The 23,690-nt window shown below is 69.0% G+C and carries 12 protein-coding genes; 4 read left to right on the top strand and 8 right to left on the bottom strand.

The window, feature by feature from the left end:
- Nucleotides 1-52 precede the first annotated feature (52 nt).
- A complete protein-coding gene (locus ACIA8N_RS16385) occupies nucleotides 53-2,263 on the bottom strand; it encodes a DEAD/DEAH box helicase (RefSeq protein ID WP_365779580.1) in 2,211 nt (736 codons plus the stop codon).
- Nucleotides 2,263-3,597, bottom strand: coding sequence for a BREX system ATP-binding protein BrxD (gene brxD, locus ACIA8N_RS16380; RefSeq protein ID WP_189832561.1), 1,335 nt, complete (start codon nucleotides 3,595-3,597; stop codon nucleotides 2,263-2,265). The genes ACIA8N_RS16385 and brxD overlap by 1 nt, the downstream gene beginning before the upstream one ends.
- A 149-nt stretch (nucleotides 3,598-3,746) precedes the next feature.
- On the opposite strand from brxD, the gene ACIA8N_RS16375 reads away from it, so the two are divergent.
- On the top strand, nucleotides 3,747-5,570 hold the full coding sequence (locus ACIA8N_RS16375; RefSeq protein ID WP_365779582.1) for a DUF262 domain-containing protein: 1,824 nt from the start codon (nucleotides 3,747-3,749) through the stop codon (nucleotides 5,568-5,570).
- Nucleotides 5,567-6,613, top strand: coding sequence for a CBS domain-containing protein (locus ACIA8N_RS16370; protein ID WP_365779584.1), 1,047 nt, complete (start codon nucleotides 5,567-5,569; stop codon nucleotides 6,611-6,613). The genes ACIA8N_RS16375 and ACIA8N_RS16370 overlap by 4 nt, the downstream gene beginning before the upstream one ends.
- 9 nt (nucleotides 6,614-6,622) lie before the next feature.
- Here the strand turns inward: ACIA8N_RS16370 and pglZ are convergent, their stop codons facing one another.
- From pglZ to ACIA8N_RS16350, 4 genes are all read right to left on the bottom strand, one after another.
- Nucleotides 6,623-9,517 (bottom strand): BREX-2 system phosphatase PglZ, encoded by a 2,895-nt coding sequence (gene pglZ, locus ACIA8N_RS16365; protein WP_365779586.1) that lies wholly within the window; start codon nucleotides 9,515-9,517, stop codon nucleotides 6,623-6,625.
- Nucleotides 9,514-13,413 carry a phage resistance protein gene (locus tag ACIA8N_RS16360; RefSeq protein ID WP_365779588.1) on the bottom strand — a complete coding sequence of 1,300 codons (3,900 nt, stop codon included), beginning with the start codon at nucleotides 13,411-13,413 and terminating at the stop codon, nucleotides 9,514-9,516. Before ACIA8N_RS16360 ends, pglZ begins: the two co-directional genes overlap by 4 nt.
- Nucleotides 13,414-13,594: 181 nt before the next feature.
- The gene (locus ACIA8N_RS16355; protein ID WP_399416516.1) at nucleotides 13,595-13,837 is read right to left on the bottom strand and encodes a hypothetical protein; all 243 of its coding nucleotides are present in this window, start codon (nucleotides 13,835-13,837) and stop codon (nucleotides 13,595-13,597) included.
- Nucleotides 13,834-14,064 carry a hypothetical protein gene (locus ACIA8N_RS16350; protein ID WP_365779590.1) on the bottom strand — a complete coding sequence of 77 codons (231 nt, stop codon included), beginning with the start codon at nucleotides 14,062-14,064 and terminating at the stop codon, nucleotides 13,834-13,836. Before ACIA8N_RS16350 ends, ACIA8N_RS16355 begins: the two co-directional genes overlap by 4 nt.
- A gap of 188 nt (nucleotides 14,065-14,252) precedes the next feature.
- Here ACIA8N_RS16350 and ACIA8N_RS16345 point away from each other — a divergent pair, with 188 nt between their 5' ends.
- On the top strand, nucleotides 14,253-15,095 hold the full coding sequence (locus ACIA8N_RS16345) for a helix-turn-helix transcriptional regulator (RefSeq protein ID WP_365779592.1): 843 nt from the start codon (nucleotides 14,253-14,255) through the stop codon (nucleotides 15,093-15,095).
- A complete protein-coding gene (locus ACIA8N_RS16340; RefSeq protein WP_365779594.1) occupies nucleotides 15,077-15,286 on the top strand; it encodes a DUF397 domain-containing protein in 210 nt (69 codons plus the stop codon). The genes ACIA8N_RS16345 and ACIA8N_RS16340 overlap by 19 nt, the downstream gene beginning before the upstream one ends.
- Nucleotides 15,287-15,354: 68 nt before the next feature.
- Here ACIA8N_RS16340 and pglX read toward each other — a convergent pair whose 3' ends face one another.
- On the bottom strand, nucleotides 15,355-18,957 hold the full coding sequence (gene pglX / locus ACIA8N_RS16335) for a BREX-2 system adenine-specific DNA-methyltransferase PglX (RefSeq protein ID WP_365779596.1): 3,603 nt from the start codon (nucleotides 18,955-18,957) through the stop codon (nucleotides 15,355-15,357).
- On the bottom strand, nucleotides 18,954-23,594 hold the full coding sequence (gene pglW / locus ACIA8N_RS16330) for a BREX system serine/threonine kinase PglW (protein ID WP_365779598.1): 4,641 nt from the start codon (nucleotides 23,592-23,594) through the stop codon (nucleotides 18,954-18,956). The genes pglX and pglW overlap by 4 nt, the downstream gene beginning before the upstream one ends.
- Nucleotides 23,595-23,690 lie beyond the last annotated feature (96 nt).

The raw sequence follows: 23,690 nt of genomic DNA, 5'->3' as shown, positions 1-23,690 counted from the left end.
CTGTCGTGGCCATTCTAGAACAGGCAGTGGATCAAGAGCCTGGCCTCAAGTTTCAACTGGTGGACGCGGTGTGGAACCGTACGGTGTCGTGCAAGGCCGCTCGCGCGCCGTCGAAGTCGGCCAGTCGCGCGGCAACGGTGGCCACCGCGAGACGCTGGGGGAGCGCTGCTGAGAACTTCAGGCCGTGTACGGCTCGGTGATCGACATCAGGCAACACCAGCGCGTTTCCGCCGTCGGCATCCGCACGCGCCACTCGCCACATGTCGGGTGTCAGGTCTTCCCTCAGCCGCACGTAGCAGTCCGTCGGTCGTTGAACGGGATCACTGATCGACGGAAGGGTGGCGGCCAGTGTCACGTTCGCTCGGTAGCCGGCCCACGTCCACCAACGCACATCCGCTCCCAGGCGGGTGATCAGGGAGCCGTCAGCATCCGTGATCTGTGGAGCATCTTCCTCACGCCACTCGGTCAGGCACGCCTCGGCCCGACGGGTCAGAGAAACCAGGGGGTCTGCTCCGAGAAGTACGTCGCGCATCGAGCGGGTCAAGGCGTACGAGAGACCGGCGAGGGAACCGCCCGTCCATTTGGCGACGCCACCACCGTCGGCCGGCTCGACGAAGGCCCGCTTGCGCCCCCAGTCGATGAACGTCACTTGCCAGCTGCGTCCGCCGAGCAGCAACCGGCGCGGGCCCGGCCGCTCTTCCGTCAGCACGGAAGGGTCCGTCTGCCCGATCTCGGTACGACCGGACAGAACCGTGAACTGCGGGGGAGCGGTGAAGGAAGCGGTCAATTCGATGAAGTGACGCCGGCCGAAGCGTCGCTCCGCCTCGGGGCCGATGAAGAGCATGCCGGCGTCCTCGTCGAGGAACCCTTCGTTCACCAGGTGTCGCAGGATGGGAGCCGCTGACCGGTCGAACGGGGCCAGCCCGTTCCACATTCCTTGCCATGTCTGGTCACCGATGCGGTGCTGCTGGAGCGTGGCAGCGAGCAGCTGCTGCGCCACGAGGTGGCGAGGTTCTGGAGGCGGTGTTACCGGTTCGACCCAGCCGCGGCCCCAGAGCAGCAGGAGAGCGGCGGCCTGCAGCAGGGTGTCCTTGCCGGTGGCGAGGAACAGACAGTTGCGAGTGGTCCCCGAGCGCCTGCCGGTACGGCCGATGCGCTGGAGGAACGATGCCACGGTGCGGGGCGAGTCGATCTGGATGACGCGGTCCAGGTCGCCCACGTCGATGCCCAGTTCCAGTGTGGAGGTGGAGACGATGACACAGTCTCGTGCCTCTGCGAAGGCCTGTTCCGACCTGGCTCTTTCGTCGGCCGAGAGCGAGGCGTGCGAGAGGAAGACCGTCACTTCGCGCGCCCGCAGGGCCGCTCCCAGCTCCTCCACCTGTCGTCTGGACTCGCAGAACACCAGCCGCTTCTCTCCGCGGTGCAAGGCGGCGATCAGCTTGGACGCGTTGTCGAGCGACCCTACGTAGTCCAGCTCCACGTCGCCTGGAGGCCGGAGGTTCCCGGTCGTGGGGGCGGCGGTCGGGGCGGCATCCGGGGTGAGGGTGAGGTCGGGGGCTACGACCCGCCCCGGGCGGTTGCCTGCACCGGAACCTTGGAGCCAGGTGAGGAGCTGTTGAGGGTTCCCGACGGTTGCAGACAGACCGACCCGCTGGATGGGGCGTCCCGTGACCTGCTCCAGACGTTCCAGAACCGCGAGCAGATGCCAGCCTCGGTCGTCGCCCGCGAACGCGTGCACCTCGTCCACCACGACTGCCCGGACCCCGCCCAGGAGGTGCGCGTGGTCGGTCTTGACTCCGATGAGCATGGCCTCAAGGGACTCAGGAGTGGTGAGGAGGATGTCGGGTGTGTCCGTACGGATGCGCCTGCGCTGAGACTCCTTCGTGTCTCCGTGCCACAGCTCGGCTCGGCGGCCGAGCCACTGAGCGTAGGAGTCGACGCGGACGACCAGGTTGTTGAGGAGTGCTTTGAGCGGGCACAGGTAGAGAACGGACGTTCCGGACCAGCGCTCGTGGGACATGGCCGACAGGATGGGCAGGCATGCTGCCTCGGTTTTGCCGCCCGCAGTGGGCGCGAGCAGTACGGCGTCCTCGCCGTCCATGAGTGGGTCGATCGAGGCGCGTTGCAGAGGCCGGAGGTCGGGCCAGCCGAGCGTGTTCACGACATGGTGGAGGATGACGGGGTCGAGTCGGTCGACGGGGTCCGTGCCTACTCGGCGGGCGCCGGCATGGGCGGACCCTCCACCCGCTTCGTCTCCACTCATCACACGTCCAGGTCGATGTCGTCGGCCGAGCCGGATGCCGCGTGATTGCGCTCCACGTCCGTGAGCTCGTTGCTCGTCACGGTCAGTCGGTAGTGCTGACGAGGGTCGAAGTCCTCGAACTGGTCGACACGGTCCAGGACGTCACCGACCAGCTTCTTGAGGAACAGCCGCGGCGCCACACCTGCCTTCCCCCCGAGGGCACCGCCCACCGCGCGGGCGAGGTCGGCAACGTACGCATCGTCGACGAGTGACTTCACGCGTTCCGGCGAAGCGGCACCTTCCGCGTAGAGGTCTCGAATGGTCACTCCGAGGCCGACCAGCGACTCCTGTGTGAAGCCCGGCAGTCGCACTTGCACCGCACGTGGGTTGTCGAAGCGCGGGTCGGTGGTGAAATCGGTGGCGAGGCGCTGGGCGAGCGGAGCGAGCCGCTGAACCCCCTGCTGGCCGTCGTAGAACGCCGGTGTTCCGGTGATCAGGAGATAGAGCCCGGGGAACCGGCCGGAGTGCACCTCGTCGATGAGCTGTCGAAGGGCGTTCAACGCCTTGTCCCGCGCATCCGAACGGACGCGCTGCAGCGTCTCGACCTCGTCCAGGACGACGAACAGGCCGTTGTGCCCGGAGTCGCGCAGTACGGTCAGGAGGCCTTGCAGAAAGCCGAAGGCCCCGAAGTGATCGAGGTCCCCGCGGACTCCGGCGGAGCGTCGGGCTGCCGCTGCCACGTGTGGCTGGCCGCCCAGCCACGCCAGGACGGCCGCTGCCGTCGCCTCGTCGCCCCCGGCGAGGGCTGACTTGTAGCCGCGCAGTGCCGTGGCGAACGACGGCGCGTGCCGGGACACCTCGGTCAATCGTGCCGTCAGTAGCTTCTCCACCGCCTGCGGGAGATCTTCCTCCTCCGCGCCGTCCGCGAGGGCATCCTCTTCCAGGGTGTAGAACCATGCGTCCACGACCGGCCGGAGCGCGCTCGGGGGGAAGCTCGCGGTGGTCAGCCGCTCGGTGAGGCGCCGGTAGACGGTCTCCAGCTTGTGGAGGGGGGTCTCCGTCTCGGAGATCTGAATCTCCGCCAACGCGAAGCCCCTCCGCTTGGCCCGTTCACCCAGCCACCGGGTGAAGAAGGTCTTGCCCGACCCGTACTCACCTCGGACGGCCTTGAACACCGAGGAACCGGAGGCGACCGTGTCGAGCTCGGCGTCGAGTGCTGCCTCGAACCGGTCCAGGCCGGTAGCCAGGAGGTCGAGCCCGCTTTCGGGGACGGCGCCGCGACGCAGGGCGTCGATCACCGCACGGCGACGCGCCGCACTGGCTGGGGAGGGACGGGAGGAAGCAGCGGTACTCACGTCACCAGTGTCCCATTCCAGTGGCGCCGGGCGGTTGGCCGAAGTCGACTGTTGGTGCGGCCGATCTCGTTGACCTCCAGGTCACGTGATTGGTCTAATCGCCGCTCGCGTGAAGAAAGCGCAGCACTGCGAGGGTGGGGAACAAGCACGTGGCCGGACTCGACAATGTGAAACTCAAGACGCTCCTGGCAGATGTGGCGTCAGGCTCTCTTCAACTCCCCGACTTCCAGCGGGACTGGAAGTGGGACGACGATCGAATTCGCGCCATTGTCGCGACGGTGACGCTCGACTACCCCCTGGGCGTGGTGATGACGCTCGAGACAGGGGGCGACTCACCCTTCCGCGCCCGAGCCCTCACCGGCGCGCAGGTGGCGGAGGACGTGGCGCCCGGCCTGCTGCTCCTCGACGGCCAGCAGCGTCTCACTTCGCTGTTCCAAGCTCTGTTCCAGGACAGTCCCGTCGAGACCACTGATGCGCGTGGCAACCCTGTCAGGCGCTGGTACTACGTGGACATCAAGAACGCCATAGGCTCGCCCGCGGATCGCGACGAGGCCATCGTGTCCGTGCCGGAGGACAAGGTCCAGCGGTCCAATTTCGCCCGGAACGTCGTTCATGACCTGACCACCGCCGAAGGCGAGTGCGCTGCAGGACTCTTCCCCCTCAGCATCGTCTTCGACACCGCGAAGGTGAATGCCTGGCGGCGAGCGTACGAGAAGATGGACGACGGTCATTTCGACCGGTGGAGCCGCTTCGAGGAGCAGGTTCTCGAACCCGTGCGCTCCTTCCAGGTGCCCATGATCAAACTGGCCGCCTCCACTTCCATGGACGCCGTGTGCGCCGTCTTCGAGCGAGTGAACACAGGGGGTGTGCCCCTCAACGTCTTCGAACTCCTGACGGCGACCTACGCCGGTGACCGGGCCTACCGCGAGCGGACCGGCGACTACTACCAGCTGCCGCAGGTCTGGCGGGCGATCAAGGAGGATCTGGCCGGCCGCCATCCCGTGTTCGGACGGCTCGAGGCGGGCATCGACGACGGACTGAGCAGCAGCGATTTCCTGCAGGCCGTGGCGCTGGTGCGCACGTGGTCCAGGAAGCAGGACGGGCAGGGCACCGGCGTCTCCTGCAAACGCCGTGACCTCCTTGAGCTCCCCCTGGCTGACTTCGAGTCGCTCGCGCCGCGGCTCGCCAAGGCGTTCGCATGGGCGGGCGCCTTCCTCGAGAGGCAGTGCATCGTGCGCGCTGCCGAGCTGCCCTACCGCACCCAGCTGGTACCGCTCGCCGCGGTCAGAGCCATCCTCGGGGAGGCGACCGACACGCTCGGTGCGGAAGACATGATCACTCAGTGGTACTGGTGCGGCGTGCTCGGTGAGATGTACGGCGGCTCCACCGAGACCCGCTTCACGCGGGACGTCGAACAGCTGGTGGCATGGGTCCGGCGTGAGGGGCCCGCCCCGGAGACCGTCACCGACGCCTACTTCTTCCCGGAGCGGCTGGACACGCTCACCACCCGGAACAGTGCTGCCTACAAGGGAATCTATGCGCTGCTCATCAAACAGGGCGCTGTGGACTGGCACTACACGGAGACGCCGCTGAAGCCCAGCCTGATGGACGAGTACGGCGTAGACGTCCGGCACATCTTCCCCCGAGCCTGGGTGCGCCGGCAGTACGACGGAGCCAAGACCTCCCCAGCCAACTCCATCGTCAACAAGACACCGCTGTCTCTGCGCGCGGCGCAGGCCCTTACTGGCGCACCCGCTGCCTATCTCGACTCACTCGCCGCTGCCTCCGACATGCGCCGTGAGTGGTTCGACGACGTCATCGCTACGCATCTGATCGATCCGTACTTCCTGAGGACGAACGATTACGAGGCGTTCTACACGGCACGGGCCAAGCAGCTCGAAGACATGGTGTACGCAGCCATGGGCAAGCGGACGATCCTGCGCGACATGACCGACGGCAAGGCGGTCAAGTGAGCCAGAAGCCGAGCACCGAAGACCTTCTCGCGCTCAAGGGCACAGAGATCCCCCTCCGGGAACTGCTGGACCTGTTCGACGTGCGGGTGCGCCGGCCGTGGAACGTGCACGACATCGCGCAAGCACTGACCGACGCAGGGCTCGCCACTCTGCCGGACTTCGCCAACTGCGCTCCGGGCGAGCGGGTCCAGATCGTCGCCTTCGCCACTGCCGCGCAGGTCACGCCCGAGCCCGACGACGCGGACGATGCGGAGAGGGATCCGCTGCCGTCGGCCGCGCTGCCGCAGCGGCTCCGGATCGGTGACCTGCCCTCCGCGCGCGGCGGGGTGCGATGCGTGTCCATCACTTCTGAGCTCTCTCAGGCGACGTACCTGATGCGCCAACGCGGGTACGCCCAGATACCCGTCACGACGGGCATGACGACCCTGCACGGAGTGATCACCTGGCGTTCCCTGGCCCTCATGTACGAGGTGGGTAAGGAGAGCAGCCTGGAGAACGCCATGCAGCAGGAGTCACTGCCGGTGGCCGACGCGCGGCAGGAGTTCTTCGCGTGCCTGCCCATGCTCTCGGAGCACGGCTACCTTCTGGTCCGAGGCGAGGACGGAAGTCTGTCCGGCATCGTGACCCAGGCCCATGTGGTCCACCGCTTCGAGAGCGCCGCCCGCCCCTTCTTCCTGCTCGGCGAGATCGAATCGCTCCTGCGCCGGTGGCTGGGAGCCAAGCTCAACGAAGAAGCGATCAGGGCGGTTCAGACGAACAAGAAGGCCGAGCACCGCTCCGGGAGGGTCGAGGATCTGACGTTCGGCGACTACGTCTATCTCCTCGACGGGGAGCAGAAGAAGCAGGCCATGGCACAACAGGCGGACCTCAACTGGGCCGCGCTCCAGTGCGAATCCCTGGACCGCGGCCAGTTCGTCCGCCATCTGCAGCGTGTGAAGGACGTTCGGAACCGCATCGCTCATTTCGATGCGGAGCCTTTGCCTCTCGCGTCGATGCGGGAGCTGACGGCCTTCACGACCCTGCTGCGGGACTACGTCGGCTGACCCACCGCCTCACACCCCGAACTGCAACTGCAGCAGACTCCTGTCGAGACGGAGCGTCCGTCCGTCCGGCAGGGTCTGCAGGACCTGAACTCCGTCGTAGTTGAGGAGCTGCCGCAGCACCGCGGCGAAGCCGTCCGCGCGGGTGGCGGGGTAGTCGACGCGCTGCGCCACAGCCGTCACGGGCAGGGTGCCTCCGGCCTCCAGGAGTGCCCGGATCGCCTTCTCCAGCTTGTCCAGGGGCGGCTTGCGGGCCAGTAGCCCGACCTGGTCCTGGAACGCCTCGGACGCGAGCAGTGCCGTGATCAGCGCATCGTCCGGCGCGACCAGAACGGGTGTGACCAGGGCGCCCTCGTGTTCGGCCGCCGGAACCAGAGCGACGTCGAAGAGGGAGTCGTGCGTCTGGGCCAGTTCGGCCTGCGCCTTCGTCGGTTTGTGCCGGTTCTGCTTCTCCGGACGGGCAGCAGTCGATGCCGCGCCCGGAACGGCGTTCTGGAGGGGCGTGTGTCCGTCGAGCAACCACCATGCCGGACGCTGATCACCCAGCTCTCGCCAACCGCCGGGCGGAGTGGCGCCGAAGGGCAGGAAAGCGAGTACGGGGATGGTGAACTCACGCAGGGCCGCGCCGCCGTGGTAGCCCGCCTTGAGCGAGGTGTAGCGGGAGTCGGCGTCCCAGAGGGCGACGATCGAGCCGCCCGGCTCGGGCCAGACCACGCGGGGTCCCGACAGGGCGACTTCCGTGTCTCCCAGGGGGCCGCCGGGGGAGCGGTGGCGGGCGGATTCCGGTGCACCGGCATCCACCTTGACCCCGCGCCGGTCCACGACGTGGCCATGGTCGCTGGTGAGGATCACCGCCATGCCCTGAGCCGCGGCGACCCGCAGCAGATCGCGCAGCCGCCCTATCTCGTCGAGGTGCCAGGCCCCGTCACCGAGCTTCTGCTCCTTCGCGAGCCGGTCGTCGATGGTGTTCAGTACGACCGCGACGTGCGTGCGCCCGTCAGCGAGGGCCTCCGTGAGTGCCGGACCGAACGTGTCCCCTGAGCCGTCGGCGCGCAGATCGTCCTTGTGGAAGACCGCGGCAGGCTCCCCGCCCCAGAAGGCGTGGGCGGGGAACAGCTTCTTCTCCTCCGCCTGTGTGCCCTTCAGCAGTCGGCCCGCGAACAGGGACGTCCGGCAGACGGCCGTCAGCGTGGGCAGAGCCGCGGCCATCGCGCGACGGCGGGGTGCACCTTCGTCCATCGGATCGAACTCGGCCCATGAGGCCCGCAGTTCCTCTCCAAGCTCACTGGCGATCGCGGCGCTCATCCCGTCCAGGACCAGCAGGAGCACGCGGCGGTCGGCCCCGCCCCGTACGACCGGCTTCACCACGCGGTCGAGGAAGGTCTCCACGGTCAGCATCGTGCCGGGTCGGGTACCGGCAGCGGTCCATCCGGCCAAGGCGCGAGCGAAGTCACCGTCGATCTCGTGGCGCTTGCGGCGCACCTGACGGCCGAGCGTGTCGTACGCCGATTTCAGGACGGGGTCCGGGTCGCCGCCCGCCTCGATGTGCTCGAGCGCCCGGTCCACCCACCCGGTTTCGGTGATGTGGCGTTGCAGGGCATCGGCCACCGTGTCCGAGGTGACGGCCGGGTCACCGGCCAACCACTGGGCCAGCCGCCGACCCATCCGGGCCCGTTCCACCCGGGCCCGTGCCTCCGGCCCGTCGGCCTGCCTGTGCTCGCCCAAGGTGCGTACGGCGTCCGCGACGGCGTGGGGCTCCCCGGCGGCCAGAGCCCGGCCCACTGCTGCGAAACGTGCTTCGAGGCCCGCGGCCAGCAGCGCGCTGGCCTTGGCGGCATCCTCGGCGCCGAACTGGCGGACCAGCGCGGAGGCCCGGTCCAGGACGGTGTCACTGAGTCGGCGGGCCTCGCGCACCGCCTCCGCATCGCCGCCGGCGCGGGACGCGGAGGTCAGCAGCGCGGCCACGTACTCCTCGGAGGCGATCCCGAACCGGGACACGACGAGGTCGAGCTCCTCACCCTTGGCGAGGGGCTGCTCGCCCAACCACCGTTCGGCTCGCCCGCGAGCCCGGTAGACGGCGGCGTCCGGCTCGCAGTGGACCCACAGCGCGGCGCAGACGAGCCCGAAGGCCACCGCGTCGGGGCCGTGTTCGGCCTCGACCAGCGCGAGGAGTGCCCGTCCGGCGTGACCCGCCTGGTCCTCCTCGCCGAGGAACGCGGACAGCCCCTCCCGCTCCGGACGGCGGAGCTTCAGCAGGAGTTCAGGACCGCCGGCGGCCAGGGACCAGCCGAACAGCGTCTGCGGGTCCAGGGTGTCGCCGGCCGGGGCCCGGCCCGAGGACTCCGCCTCGCTGTCGTACCGGCACAGCCGCAACCGGCGCAGGGCCAGGGAGGTGAGGGCGGTGCGCCGGGAGAGTATGCCGCCGGCGACGGGAGGCCAGCCGCCCTTCGGCGGGGTGGCGTCCAACAGTGCCTCAGCAGCCCAGTTGGAATCCTTGAGCCGGGGATCGACCTGCTGGGCGCGGAACGCGTCGCGGACCACGTCCCAGCTGTCGACGGTGTCGACGCGCTTCTTGTGTGCGCGCGCCAGGATGGCGGGATCCAGCTCGTTCTGCTCGCGGTCGGTCAGGACGACGAGTACGGCCGGTCCGGGCACCGTGCCTCCGAGATGGTCCAGCAGCAGCTCGTGCACGGCCAGTGGTGAGGGCGCGGCTGCGATGCGAGCCGTCAGCCCGTCCCCCCAGGAAGGCTCGGCCGGACCCTCCCACTGCGGCGCCGAGCGCAACAGCACGGCACGGCGCCGGTCGTTGCCGCTCAGGGACGCGGTGAGGGAGCTCTGGGACGACAGGTACTGGGTGACGGTCGCGAGGTTCAGGCGCACGGCGACGGCGGGGGAGGCGACGCTCATCGGCCGACCACCCGCCACGTGATCTCCACGGTGACGCCGGGCTCGGCGGCGGCCAGCTCGGCCAGCTCCGCCTGGAGCTCGGCCACCGCGTGCGAGGCCGTCGTCGTACGCACCCCGCTCGTGCGGTGCTTCCGGGCAGGGGTGGACGGCTCTGTCTGAGACCCCTCGTAGGGAATCCGCGGATCGCTGGTCTTCGTGTCCAGCGGAACATCGGCCGGGCCCTGGGGGCCGGGAATCGGGGCCACCGGAGGCGGCGGAGAGACCGCACGGTTCCGCTTGAGCAGAGCCAGCACCTCGCGCTGGGTACGGACGAGGGCTTCCTCCAGCTTGTCCGTCCGCTGCTGGTCGCTGCGGGCGACATTGCGCAGGGAGTCGAGGAGCGCCTCGCCCTCGGGGCCTTCGGCCGAGGCCAGCTCCAGAGTGCTCCAGGAGGTCGCGGCGAGCGCTTCGGCCACCTTCCGGGCCTGCTTGACCGAGGTCCCGTACTGTTCGGCGGTCATCGCGCCGAGGTCGAAACGGGCGAGGGCCTCCACCGTCTTCTTCGCTCCGGCCGCTCCCTGGCCGGCTGTGCCGGTCAGGGCTTTGAGCAGCTCCACGGCCCGCCGGGCGAGTGCGAGGCGCCCGGTCTCGGCGGTCTGGTCGAGGTGCAGGAAACCGGCGTGCTCGTCCAGCCGCTCGGCCAGCTCGGCGGCGGCCTCCTGGACTCCGCGGGCCTGCTCGGTGATCTGCCGGGCGAACTGGTTGACGATGCGTCCGCGCAGCAGGGTGGGCGCCGGCTGCCCGAAGACGGCCGCGAAGCGCTGCCTGGCGGACTCCCAGTCCTCGGAGGAGGGCAGCGGCTGGCTGCGCAGGGCGTCGCGGTCCTTGATCTGCGCCAGCTCGGGAGCCGGGTCGAGCGGCATGCCTTCGCGCACCCAGACCCGGTCGTCCATCTCGGCGAAGGCCGCCACGACGAGCCGCCCGAGGAAGTCCGGCAGCCCGCGCGGGGCCGGCTTGTCGGTCCAGTCGGTGAGCGTGATCAGGGTGAGGTCGCCGGTGGCGCCGTTCTCGCGGGCGAGCTGGCGGAAGTGGTCGGCCCAGTACGGGGACAGCTCGAAGTACGCCTCCTTCTGCTGCCCGAGGCGCAGCGGCCCGGCGATCCGCTTCATCAGCGCCCGGTCGCCGGCCGGAACCTCGGCGCGGCCGTCGCGCGCCTCGGCCGCGGCACGGACGTGCGTGAAGACCTTCTTGGCGTCGGTGGCCTTGACGACCGTGCCGGTGTGGTCGGGGTCGAAGTCCGGGTGGTCCGGGAACTGCGTCGCCAGCAACTTGCCCGCGATGTGCCGGATGCCGTCGCGCAGCGACTGGCCGAAGGAGAGGGTGAGCCCGTCGACCTCGCGCAGCGATTCCAGGTGGTCGCCGAAGCCCAGCTCCACGTCCGTGGGCTTCTTCTCGGCGAGTCCGTACGCCTGCTTGAAGGCCGCCTTGACGGTCTTGAGCAGGGACTCGCGCTGGGTCTCCAGGAGCCCCTTGGCCCGGGCACGGTTGTCGGCGTTCAGGTGGCCGGCGTACTGGCTGTCGAAGCGCTGGTCGTCGGCGAGGGCCTTGTCGATGACGACGAGGCGGCAGAAGTCCCCGTACCGCTGGCTGGAGAGGTGGGTGGGCAGCCAGGCGACGGTGCGCGACCGCTCGCCCTGCTGCTTCTCGCGCAGGCGCCGGATGCGGTTGGCGTCCTCGACGGGACCGTACTCGCCGTCGTCGAAGGGGAGGTCGACGGCGATGCGCCAGCGGCCGTCCTCGCGGGGCATCAGGTCGTGGTCGGGCAGCTCGTCCTCGTCCGCCATGTTCCCGAAGATGACCTCGACGGAGCGGTTCGTACCGCGCCAGACGAACTGCAGCTCTTCGACCAACTGGCCGTGGCTGACGTCGAGTTCCTCGGCGAGCAGGCGCTTGGCGAGGGCGAGGCGGTTGCCCGGGTTGTTGTTGACGTTGGCGTTCGCGATGACCGAGTCGACGTCGACGCCGGAGAGCTCCAGGCGGACGCCCGGGTTGGTGTCGGTGCCGGTCTCCTTGATCTCCGGGAAGCGGCCGGCCCAGTCGGCGACCTTGTTCTTCAGGATGCCGTACTCGCGGCCGGGGATCGGGGCGACGACCGAGCCGTAGTTGAGCGCGGACAGCCTGCGGATCGTCAGGTCGGCGAGGGCCGGCACGCTCGGCGCGAGGGCCGAGAGCAGGAGGGTGCCGATGATCCGGTTGTCACCGACGAAGGTCTTCACCCGGCCGCGCAGGGCCGCGTCGGTGATGCTGTCGGGGCGGTGGGTGTACTGCTCGATGTCCTCCTCCGACACGTTGTACGTGGCGAGGAGGAACGGGCGCAGCTTGGTCCGGTACAGCTTGTCCGCCGCCTCGAAGACGACCTTGAGGCTGTCGGTGAACGGCTTGTCGCCGCCCGCTGTGATCAGCGGATACAGGTCGCCGACCGGGATGAGGTCGCCCAGGCGCAGCTCGTGGCGGTGGTCGGCGAGGAGCTGGCCCATCAGCTTCATGCCGGTGCGGTTGCGCTGGAGCGCGGAGGAGACGTGGACGAGGGTGTCCATGAAGGCGGGGGAGAAGGGGTAGGTGAGCCGGAAGCTCTCCTCGTCGGCGCCGACGCCGTCGGCCCCGCGGTCGGAACCGAGGAGGGTGTCCCACACCTCCTGGCGGACCTTACGGGTCTTCTCGAACTCGGCCGTGATGAGGGCGGCCGCCTCGACGTCCTTGGGCTGGAGCAGACGGGCGTGCGCGACCTGGGGAAGGTTGCGGTCCTCCAGGGTGATCTTGTCGAACCGGCCGGACGCCTGGTTGAGGGTGTCCTGGATGGAGGACTCGGCGGCCCCGGACAGCTCCTCGCCGACCAGCTCGCGCAGGTCGCGCTGGCGGGCGATGAAGGACACGATCGGGATGGCGCGGCGGGCGTCGGCGCCCTCCACGAAGTTGGTGATCTTGCCGGCCTCGCGGCCCACGAACTTCTGGTCGTGGATGAGGGTGGCCAGCCAGAGGATCAGCTCGTCGAGGAAGAGGATCAGGCCGTCGTACCCGAGGGACTTCGCGTGCTCGGCGATGACGGACAGGCCGGCGTCGAGCGAGATGAAGCCGTGCTCGTTCTCGTGCGCGTTCTGGGTGAAGCCGGGCAGCAGGTTCGTGCTCGCGTCCTGGACCAGACGGGCGCGCAGCTCCACGGGGGTGGAGGGGGTGACGAGGTTGAGCGCGTACCCCGACTCGTGGATCTCCTCGGCGGCGAGCGCGGTGTCGAGGAGGGCGGAGGTCCAGGCGAAGGACTCGCCCCACTCGTCGTCCTCGTCCGCCTCCTCGCCGATTGCGCCCAGGCCCTTGATGACGGCCTCGTCTCCCATCCGCTCGCGCATGGCGTGGATGTCGGCGAAGAGGGAGTCGGTGCGGTAGACCCGGGGGGTCGGCGCCTCGGGGTGGAGCTTCTTGACATGACTCACGTACGTGCCGAGGACCCGCTGCTCCAGGGCCTTCGCGCCGAGCATGTGATACGGCACGAGCAGGAACTTCTTGCCGTCCGTGGTGAGCCACTCGTGCTTGGTCAGCACGGAGTCGAAGTCGGCGCGGCGGTGGGCGGCCGGGCTGCCGCTGAGCAGGGCGTGCAGCACGGCCATGAAGTGCGACTTACCGGAACCGAAGGAACCGTGGAGGTACGCGGCCTTGGAGGTGTGCCCGTCGAGGGAGGCCTTGATGAGGCCGAGGGCCTCGTCGAAGTTCTCCAGCAGCCGTTCCGTGACGACGTAGTCCTTGAGCGCGAGCTCGGCACCCTCGGGGGTGGTGGCCTCGGAGAGCTGAAGGACGAAGTCGGACGTGGAGATCGACTCCTTGATGTTGATCACATCGCGGAGGAGGGGCGGCTGCTGGGCCATTGCGCGTCTCGCTCACCTTCTGACGGCGGGGGCCGTCGCTGTCCGTGCCGGTACCGGGACAAGTTCCTCGGGACATTGTCCGGCATCATCGCTGGTTACGGGGCTGATGGCCGGAAATCTCCCGCGGATCAGGATGGCATCGGGCACTGACAACGACGGGTCGAGGGGGCGGGAGGCCGGCTCACCCGCTCGGACGGGGCTTGCGGCTTCGGGCGTTCACCTCCGCGAGGCGGGCACGGAGGGCTTCGGGTGGGCTGAGGGGCTCGGTGTCTTCCGGGTCCGCGTCCCATTCCCGGCCGCCGGCGAGGGGGCGGAGCCGGAGGTACGGGCCGAGGCGATCGGTGACGATGCCGAGGCGGTTGAGGTGGGTGTCGCGGACGATCTCGCCGAGGGCGGGGCGGTCGGGGTGAGGTTCGGCCGTCACCGGGAGGCGCCCCGCGTGATCACTTCCGCGAGGGCGTGGGCCACTGGCGCGGAGCAGAGTCCGAGGTGGACGAGGGCGTAGCGGGACTCGTCGGCCCAGGGGGTACGGACGTCCATGGCGGGCAACTGGATGCCGGCCCGGGTGAGAGCGGAGGCGAGGGCGTCGCGGGCGTCCATGGCTTCCTTGATCTTGCGTCGGTTGGGGGTGCTGGGGCGGGAGGTGGGCATGGCGGACTCCTTCGGCTGGCCGTGTTCTGGTTTCCCGGACCGGAGGGTGTGGGGTGGATTACGGTGCGTAGCCCGGGCACTACGAGCATGGATCCCGCAGGAGGCTGGCGACACTGTGGACGGGGTCTGGTTCCTCGGCCCGCAGCGGTAGTTCCACACCTTCCACGGAGATCAGGGGAGGAGCCGCGATGCCGCCACGTCGGGTGGTGACGGGTCGGAGCCAGGAGCCGCGGCAGCGCTTCGCGGAGGAGCTGCGGCACCTGAGGGCGCGGAGCGGCGCGAGCCTGCGGCAGCTGGGGGACCGGCTGGGGTGGGACTGGTCGCTCTTCGGGAAGATGGAGAAGGGCGAGACCTTGGGCGGGCCGGAGGTGGTCCATGCGCTGGACCAGCACTACGGGACGTCGGGGATGCTGCTCGTGCTGTGGGAGCTGGCACGCGGGGACAAGACGCAGTTCAAGGAGCGGTACCGGCGGTACATGACGCTGGAGGCCGAGGCGGTGAGCCTGTGGCACTTTGCGGTGAGTGTGCTGCCGGGGTTGCTTCAGACCCGGGGATATGCGCGGGAGTTGCTGGCTGCGGGTGGGTTCACGGGGGACGGGCTGACGCAGCAGGTGGAGGCGCGGCTGGGGCGGCAGGAGCTCCTGGAGGGGGAGGGGGCACCGCCGTTCCGGACGATCCTGTCGGAGGCGGCCTTACGGATGGCGTTGAAAGATAAGCAGGCGTGGCGGGAGCAGTTGGCCTACCTGGCCGAGATGGCCGAGCGTCCGAACCTGACGATTCATGTGCTGCCCGAGAGTGCTGAGCCGCACGGCTTGGTGAGCACCGACGTGTGGTTTCTGCGGATGCCGGACGGGCGTACGGTGGCGTACACCGAGAATGCCTATCAGGGCGAACTGGTCGAAGAAAACGCCACGGTGGAGCGACTGCAACGCGCCTACGATGCGGTGCGCGACCTGGCATTGTCCCCGGCCGAGTCGCGGAAGTTCGTCCTGCGCATGTTGGAGGAAGTGCCGTGCGATCCATCGACCTGAGTGCCGCGACCTGGCGCAAGAGCTCACACAGCAACCCGGACGGTGGTGCGTGCGTCGAGGTCTGTGACGATTTCGGGGCTGTCGTCCCAGTGCGGGACAGCAAGGACCCGCACCGTCCGGTGCTCGTGTTCCCGGCGGCTGGCTGGTCGGCCTTCGTCACCGCCGTCAAGGGCGACCGGCTGCTCCGTTGAGGATTGACCACGGCTGAGCGGCCTCCGAAAACCCTTTGGTTCTCGGAGGCCGCTCGTCGTCATTGGCGCTACTTCTTGGTGGCGCGTCGTCCTCGGGTGGCAGCGGCCGGGCGCCAGGCGCGCAGGTCGTCGTCGGTCAGGCCGTGTTCGCCTTGAACCATCTGCCGGTCGCCCCGGAAGAACGCGGCCGGCGAGGCGCCGAAGTTCGCGTCGAACTCGTCGTGCCACTGCTCAAGCCAGGGCTGGAGTTCCAGCAGCCCGGCCAGGAACGGCGTCAGCTCCTCGGAGGTCAGTGCCTCGTGGGAGGCGATGTACGCGTCGAGCGCGTACGCCTGCTCCCGGTGGTCCCAACCGGCCCAACCGTAGAGGTCGGGCGTGGGGGTGTTGGTCTGCCCGTACGAGATGAACCGCTCCTTGGGCACGTCAAGCTTGCCGCGGGCCTTCCAGTAGGAGGGCCGCAGGAAGTCCGCCGAGGTGTACTTCGGCGGTACGGGGATCTTGTCCCGGATCTTCCGCTTGGCCGGCTCGTCCGGGGCGGCATCCTCCTGCCGCTGGAGGTCCCAGACGTGCTCCCAGTCCTCGCGCTTCTTCAGCCCGGAGGGCTTGTAGCGCAGGGCGGGCAGGAACGGCACGTGCTCGTCGGTCATCAGCTCGGCGACGACGGAGGGCAGTTCCTTGCGGGGCGCGTAGATCTTGGCGACGGAGACGAAGTCCTCGTCACGGGAGAGTGCGTCGGTGAGCCGGGAGAGGCTGAGGAGGGCGGGCATTCCGTTCTCATCGAACCAGTGATCACGGCTCTCGATCCGGTCGAGCAGCCAGGAGCGCAGGGCCTTCTCCTGCAGCGCGTCCCACCCCTCGGTGGCCCACCGCCGCTTGTACTCCGGCCGCTCGACCATGCCGATGGCACGGCTCGACTCGATGGCGTCGATCCGCTTCTGGACGACCTCACGGTAGGAGGCGGGCCAGTGCGTGGGGATCTCGGTGATTGGGGTGAATTTGTGGTTGTGGTGATTGAACCAAGAAGTATTGACTTCGCCGCGATTCATCTTGCGGGCCAGCACGATGGCGAAGGCGCGCTCGGCCGGGGCAACTTCCGGTACTTCGTCAACGGGCGCAGTGAGCGACGCACCGAGAAGGCCGTACAACGCGTAGACCTGCCAGTCCAGCTCCTCTTGGAGGGCGATCATGCGGCTTCGGGTCTTTTCCCACGTGTCCCGGCGCTGCCGGAGCATCGCTGCCGTGGGTACGGCTGCCGGGGTAACTGAGGCGGCGGTTAGCTCCCGGGATTGCGCGTCCAGAGCGGAGGAGAGTGCTGTCGGGAACTGATGGGGGAGGGGGAACTCCTCAAGTTTAGTTCCCGTGAACTCGAAGCGGTGTTCCCACGGCTCGTCCGCTCCGGCGATATCTGCACCTGGGCGCCCCTTGTCGTGACTTACCTGCCGTAGCCAGAAGCCTGCTGTGGAGCTATTGAGCAGCCCCATGAGGCGCACGTAATCCTCTTCGCTCGCACCCTCCCGCAACTTAATCACCGGTGCGGTTCGGTTGAAGAGATGGCCGTTCCGATCAAGCGCGAAGTGATTATGCGTTGCGACGAAGGCGAAACTGATTCCAAGGTTAGACGTCAGCTTGCTGCTGTAATTCTCCAAATGTACATACCAAGCGCGTCCATTTGAATCAAGACTCTTTCCGAAGATTTTTCGTTTCCGCAGGCGAGTACGGTCGCGCCACAATAGACGGGTGATGAGTGCGTCGGACTCGGGGCGAAGGTCAAGCTGTTGCTTGTCGGTATAAGGATTCCCCACTGAGGTGAAGTTGGTGAATCTGAAGTCTCGGACGGAATCGCCCACCACGAGCCGGCGCACCTGGCCATCGAAGCCGAGCCGCCGAGCAGTAGCCTCGTCCGGCAGGAAGAAGGCGTCGTCTGCTCCAGTGGAAGTAGTTCGGCCGATGCTGGATGCTTCGTCCTTGAGGCGGCCGAATGATGCCCTGTTAATTTGTTTCACCATCTCAAGGCCGCCATCGGTCAAAATCCAGGGCTGCCGGCTGAAATAGGCTGCACGATCCAGATCGTCTACAGAGACCCACTGGCTTACGGAGCCTGGTTTGTCGATTTGGTCAACGATTGCGTTCCAAACGAGCCCGTCCTCGCCGCGTTCTGGTGCTGCTGGTTCGCTCTGAACGCTTCGCACCGTGCGGATGGTCGCTGAGCGCATACCACCCTCGCGGCGCTTACCGACCAGGATGACGGTCGGTGTTCCATGGCCGGGAATGTAGGCGCCGGAAGTGTCGATTACCTCGGTCAGCTCCACGCGGTCCCGGAAGTAATTCTCGATCAGCTTCGTTCCGAACTCGCGCTTCATGAAAGAGTTTGAGGTGATCTGGCCAATCAAGCCGCATTCGCATCCCTCGGCGTTGCTCGGCTTAGCCAACTCGAAAAATCGCTGAGCGAAGGGCACGGAGAGTGCGTAGCTGCCGGAGCACGCGTCGTAGAGCTCGCGGTACACCTTGTTGAGGTTGGAGTCTTCGACCTGGATGTATGGGGGATTCCCCACGACAACGTGGTAGCGCCCTGGTTGCAAGATCCGGGGATGGTTGTGAACGTCCTCGGTGGCATACGCGAACGATGTAAGCGGATCATCGCCGTCCTCGTCGCCTCCAAGCGTCAGCTCCATCTGGCGAGCCTTGATCAGTGAGTCGCCCACAGCCAAGTGAATAGGCCATTCGTACTTCGCGGCCTCTGCGATCGTTCGGATCCCGCTTGCAGCCATAGCCGCTACTAGCAGCCGGAACCGTGCGATGGCCACGGCAAACGGGTTGAGGTCGACGCCATGCACCGAATCCAGTGCGGCCTGCACTCGCCCATACGCATCCCGGCCCGGTTGGCCCTCGGCCCACAGCCGCACCAGCCGCCGGAACGCGCCCAGGACGAAGTGACCCGACCCGCACGTCGGGTCGATCATCTTCAGGCCCTCGTAGCCGAACTCACGGACCGCTGGGTCCATGGTCCGGTCGAGGATGAACTCCTCCACGAACTCCGGGGTCTGGAGCAGCGCGTACGTCTTGCGGGCCGCCTCGCTCAGGTCCTGGTACAGGTCGCCCAGGAACCGCGTGTCCCAGCCCTCTGTGCCGTCCTCGTTCAGCTTGTCCGTGAAGTCGTGGACCAGCACACCTGCCTCATCGCGCTCACGCCAGAACGCGATCAGTTCCCGCGCCCCGTCGTGCGACAGCGGGATCTGGAAGAGCGGGTTGTGCTTGCGGTCGAAGAGGAGCCGGCCCGCCTGACCCGCGCCCAGGTCCGCAAACGCGCGCTCCAGCCAGCCGCGGAAGGTCGGGTCCGCGTCCTTCGCCACGTACTCCTCGTACCGGGCCAGGGCCAGGTCGCGACGGTCCGGGTCCGGCGCCGTCAGGTAGGGCTCCGGGATCAGTTGGTTGTCCTCGCAGAAGCGGACGAAGACCGTGCCCAGGACCCAGGCCACCGCGACCTGGGTGATCCGCTCATCCAGCCAGGAGTTCCACGTCGCCGCCGTACGCCCCAGCTTGCGGGCCTGGTCGTACTCGGCGCGCAGGCGGGTGCCCACCTCCGTGACGGCCTTGACCTGCTTGCCGAGGTCCGTCTCGACCGCTTTGACCTGCTGCTTCAGGTCGTTCAACAGGGCCTTGCGGTCGATCACTTGGTGTCTCCCTCGGTTCCGTCCGTCACTGCTGCCTTGCTCGTACTCGCGTCCTTGACCCACGAGTCCGGAAGTTCGATCCACTCACCCAGGCCTGCCTGGTACGCCACCGCTACCTGGCTCAGCTTCGGCTCCCTGGACGGGTCGCCCTGCGGTACCAGCAACCACAGGCCGCGACCGCCCTGGCGGGCCGCCTCCGCCAGGCGGTCCAGGACGCCCATCGCGTCGTAGCGGGCGAAGACCGCGGCCTCCGTCAGGAGGACCGGGCCCGAGCCGGTGGCGCGGTCCAGCAGGCTGCGTACCTGCGGCTCCACCGCACCCCACGCCGTCCGCGCGTACTCCGCGAACTTCACCGCGCCCCGCGAGCCCGCCTCCGCCACGTCCGCCTTCAGCAGCGTCTCCCACGTCGGCTTCGACCCCTCCGGAGCCAGCGCGTGCATCGCCTCCAGGAAGAGGGCCGTCACCGAGACGGCCTGGGCGGAGATGGGGGCCGCGCCCAACGCCCGTACCGCTTCCTCCGGCCGGTGGTGGTGCACGGTCAGGACCCGGTAGCCGTCGCGGCGGGCCGAAGCGGCCAGGCGTTCCTGCGCGCGGACCGCACCCGCCAGCGCGGGGTCGTCCGCGTACCGCGTTACCGCACCCACGTCCGTGGCCTGCCGCCACGCACCCGTGGTCAGGTAGCTGGACGCGCTGTCCATCCGGGTCGGGAGGTAGCGCAGGGTCTTGGTGTCCTCGCGCGTGGACAGCGTGAGGTCGAAGCCCGCGTCCCGCAGGGCCTTCGTCAGCGGGCCGGCCGTCGGGAGGTCGTGGGAAAAGCCGCCGCGGGCGTCCGGCAGGACCAGCTCGGGGAAGCGGGCCCGGACGCGCTCGTGGACGTCCTCGCCGGTCACTCCCGGCTGGCGGGCCTCGGGGACGCCGGGGATGAGCCGGACCAGACCGGCCTGAGTCAGCCGCAGGGCGCGCACCAGGGACAGGTCGCGCCGGTAGATCTCCAGGCGGGGCGTCGCCGCCGCGTTGAGGGAAGCGGCGGCTGCCAGCTCCACCAGGCGGCGTTCGTCCCACTCCACCGAGCCGGGCGGCGGGGTGAGGGAGCCGAGCTCGGTCAGTACCGTCGTCGCCGTCGGCAGGGTTTCGAGCTTGGCCAGGCGGTCGGCCGTCTTGCCCAGACGGGTGGCGTAGTCGAGCAGACCCGGCGCCGTCGGGGTGTCCGGGGCGTCGTCCTCACGGACGTCCAGGGCCAGGAGACCCGCGCCCAGGGCCTCCTCGGTGGCCTTGCGGTTGGGCTGGTGCTGGAACTCGGCTTCCTCGGGCTCCAGTTGCTCCACCTCCACCACGGCCCGTACGGCGGCCAGCGCCAGCGCGCGTCGCTGCTCGCGCTCGGACAGCTGCGTACCGCGCCGCACGGCGAGGGCGTCGGCGATCTCGGCGGCGGAGGCGACCCGTCCCAGGTCGGAGAGGAGATCCATGATCTCGGCGCGGAGGGCCTGCACTGCCGGGTGCTTCTTCCAGCGCTTACGCTCCTCCTTCAGGAGCTGCGGGATCCGGCCGGCCGACAGGCCGAGCGCGTCCGCGACGTCCTTCTGCTTGGGCCAGACCCCGATGTCGGGGAGCTCGCCCTGTGCGTCGGGAAGACGCAGGAGCAGGCGTACCGTCTCGACCTTGTTGTGGTTCGAGCGGTTGTTGTTGAGCTCCGGTACGAAGATCGTGGCCAGCGTGTCCAGGCTGACCGCGCGCAGCGCGGAGCCGGTGAGGCCCCCGGCGGCGTCCCCACTGGCCAGGGTGCCGAGCAGAGCCGACTCGGTGGCGGACAGCTGGGCCAGTTCCTCCTTGGCCTCGGCCCGGCCCCTCGGGGTGAGCGGCGAGATCGGGGTCTCGCGCAGCCGGTCGCCCCACTCGCGCTGGCGACGCTGGACCTCGCTGCGGGTCTTCGCACCCAGACCGGGTGCGTTGAGGAGCTTGCGGCGGCTGTAGTCGAGGAGCTCCCCGACCGTCGTGACGCCGAGCCCGTACAGGAACGCCTCGGCGGCAGGGGTGAGGCCGGCGGCCGACAGGTGGGTGTCGCGGGTGACCTCCGCCGCGAGCTGCTCGCGCTGCTGCTCCGCGGTGAGCGGCTCGGCGTCCGCGATGGTGGCCTGGCCGGCGTCGAGGGACGGAGTCTCGGAGGGCTCCGGGTGGCGGGAGCGGTGGCTGGACGGGACGGTCTGCGTGGCGTCCAGGAAGATCTTCTTCCAGGCGTCCCGCATCGGCTTCAGTTCGGGGAAGCGCTGGGCGGCGTCCCGGTGCAGGGCCTTCTCGAAGAAGGCGACCAGGCCGTCGCGCACCCCGGGCTCGAAGGCGTCCTTCGCGATGGTGGGGTGCGGGTGCTTCTTCGGGTCGGTCATCCGGGGCAGTACCGAGCCGTCGCCCCACTTGGGCAGCTCGCCCGAGGCCATCTGGTGCAGGGTGACCGCGACCGCGTACCGCTCGGCGTGCGAGTCGTAGGCGGTCCGGGTCAGCGTCCCGATGAACGGGTCGAGGTAGCCCTCGGTGCCCGCCTCGTAGTCCTTCGCCGGGTATCCGGCCAGGGAGAAGTCGATGAGGACGAGCTCGCGGGTGCGGTTCGGGCGGATGCGGATGGCGATGTTGTCCGGCTTGATGTCGCGGTGCCAGACGCTCTCGCCCTCCAGGAAGTCGACGGCGCCGAAGAGGTAGTCGCCGTACGCCTCCAGCTGGTCGATCTGGAGGCGTCCGCTCTCGCGCAGCTGGCGGGCGACCGTCTCTTCGCGGCGGCGGGTACGGGGGGTTCCGGACTCCTCGCCCTCGCCGGTCTCCTCCCGCTCGTCGCCCACGTACTCCAGGACGAGTACCGTGCGGTCGGCGATCTTCAGCGGCTCCGGCTCCACGAGCCGGATGACGCGGGAGTCGGCGCGCAGGCGCCCCATGACCGCGGCCTCGTGGGCGAGGATCTCGCCCCGGCTGTCGGAGAGCGCCACCTTCAGGACGGCGAGCGGGCGCGTCTTGCGCGCCACGTGGTCCTGGTCGTACACGAGGTAGGCGCGGCTGGTCGAGCCGGTGCCCAGGCGGCGGCGGACCTGCCAGCGGCCGCCCAGTACGTCGCCGGCCACGGCTTCGAGCGGGTCCTTCTCGGGGGCTTCCGGTACCGGGGGCGCGGCGGGGGTCGTGAGGGAGTCCTCGACGAGTTCCAGCATTTCGAGGAACTCGTCGATGCTGGAGAGGCGCTGGCCGGGCCGGTAGGCGGTGGCCGCCTGGACCAGGTCGTCGATGTCCTCGGAGAGGCCGTCCACCAGCGAGCTGGGACGCAGACCCTCACCGGCTTCGAGGCGGGTCAGCAGCTCGGCCTGGCTCGCGGCCGGTGCCTTGCCCGTCACCAGGAGGTAGGTGAGGACGCCAAGGCCATAGACGTCGAGGTAGACCGGGTCGGCGTTGAGAGCGGTCAGCTCGGGCGCCAGGTACGGGTCGGAGCCCTCCGCCAGGTGCATCGCGGACAGCGCGGTCGGGGCGAACCGGGTCGCCCCTTCCCCGGAGCCCGTGCCACTGCGCTGGGTGGCGATCTGCCAGTCGGAGATCTGCAGGTGCGGGGAGAGCCAGGCCGCGTCCTCGCCGACGGCCTGACCCTCGCGGCCCCGGTTGCGTGGCAGCACGTGGACGGAGCGGGCGGCCAGCGCCCGGTGGTGGATGCGGCTGGAGTGCGCGGAGCGCATCGTCTCGGCGAGCTGGCGGACGAGCGCCATGCGGCCGAGGATGTCGAGCTTCTCCCCGTACTGGAGGAGGTACTCGTCGAGACGCAGGGTGTGCGGGTGGTAGTCGAAGATCAGGGCGGGGCCGGAGGCGTGCCCGGACGGGTCGTACTGCTTGAGCTGGACGACGCCGGGGTGCCGGAAGCGGCGCAGGACCGCGGCCTCGCGCCGGGCGGCGTTCTCCACGGACTGCCGGATCGAGGTGTCCGAACCGCGTTCGCGCAGGTAGATGCGGACGCGGGCCACCTCGGGCAGCTCGGTGTGCTCGGCGAGGTAGTCGGCCCAGGTCTCGCCGGAGTCGAAGGCCTTCCGCTTCAGCTCGTACGGGCCGACCTTGTACTTGGCATCGCTGGGGCGGACGCCGACCCGCTCCAGGGCGGCCTTGATCTCGCGGGAGTCGACGGCGGTGATGCGTCGGCGCTCGTCACGCGGGGGCTGCTGCAGCATCGCGACCAGTTCGGAGACGGTGTAGACGCCGTTCTCGTCATGGGCGGGCAGTCGGATGCGCAGGCCGTCGTCCGTGAAGCAGACGGCTTCGGCGACCCAGACGCGCTTGCCGTTCTGGCCGAGCAGTCCGGCGAGCTCCTTGGCCTTCTTGTTGACGAGGTGCAGTGGGTTGCCGTGCAGGACGCGACGACCGTTGGGCGCGGTCTGGACCCAGGTGCCGTTCTCGCTGGTCACGGAGCCGTGCCAGTTCTTCAGCTCGATCATGCAGACGCCGCCGGGGGCGATGACGAGGAGATCGATCTCGCGGACGTGCCCGGTGTTCGCGGTGAAGGTGAAGTTCGACCAGGCCCGCCAGGGATCGGAGTCCGGCAGCTTCTCGCGGATGGCTTCCAGGCCGCGGTGCTCGTGCTCGTACTCGGACTCGGTGACCGTGGTCCACCGGCCTTCCCGCATGTGCGGCCCCCGCTTCGTCGCTGCGTGCTGAAGAGCTGATTGACTCGGCCATCCGGCGGTAGACAAAGCTCTCGGGAGATCCTAACGGTGGGCCCT

It is taken from the genome of Streptomyces sp. NPDC051822, from assembly GCF_044452745.1.
In the GTDB taxonomy this organism is placed as follows: domain Bacteria; phylum Actinomycetota; class Actinomycetes; order Streptomycetales; family Streptomycetaceae; genus Streptomyces.
Note: the sequence above shows the minus strand (reverse complement) of the source record. Positions and strands in the feature narration are given on the sequence as shown.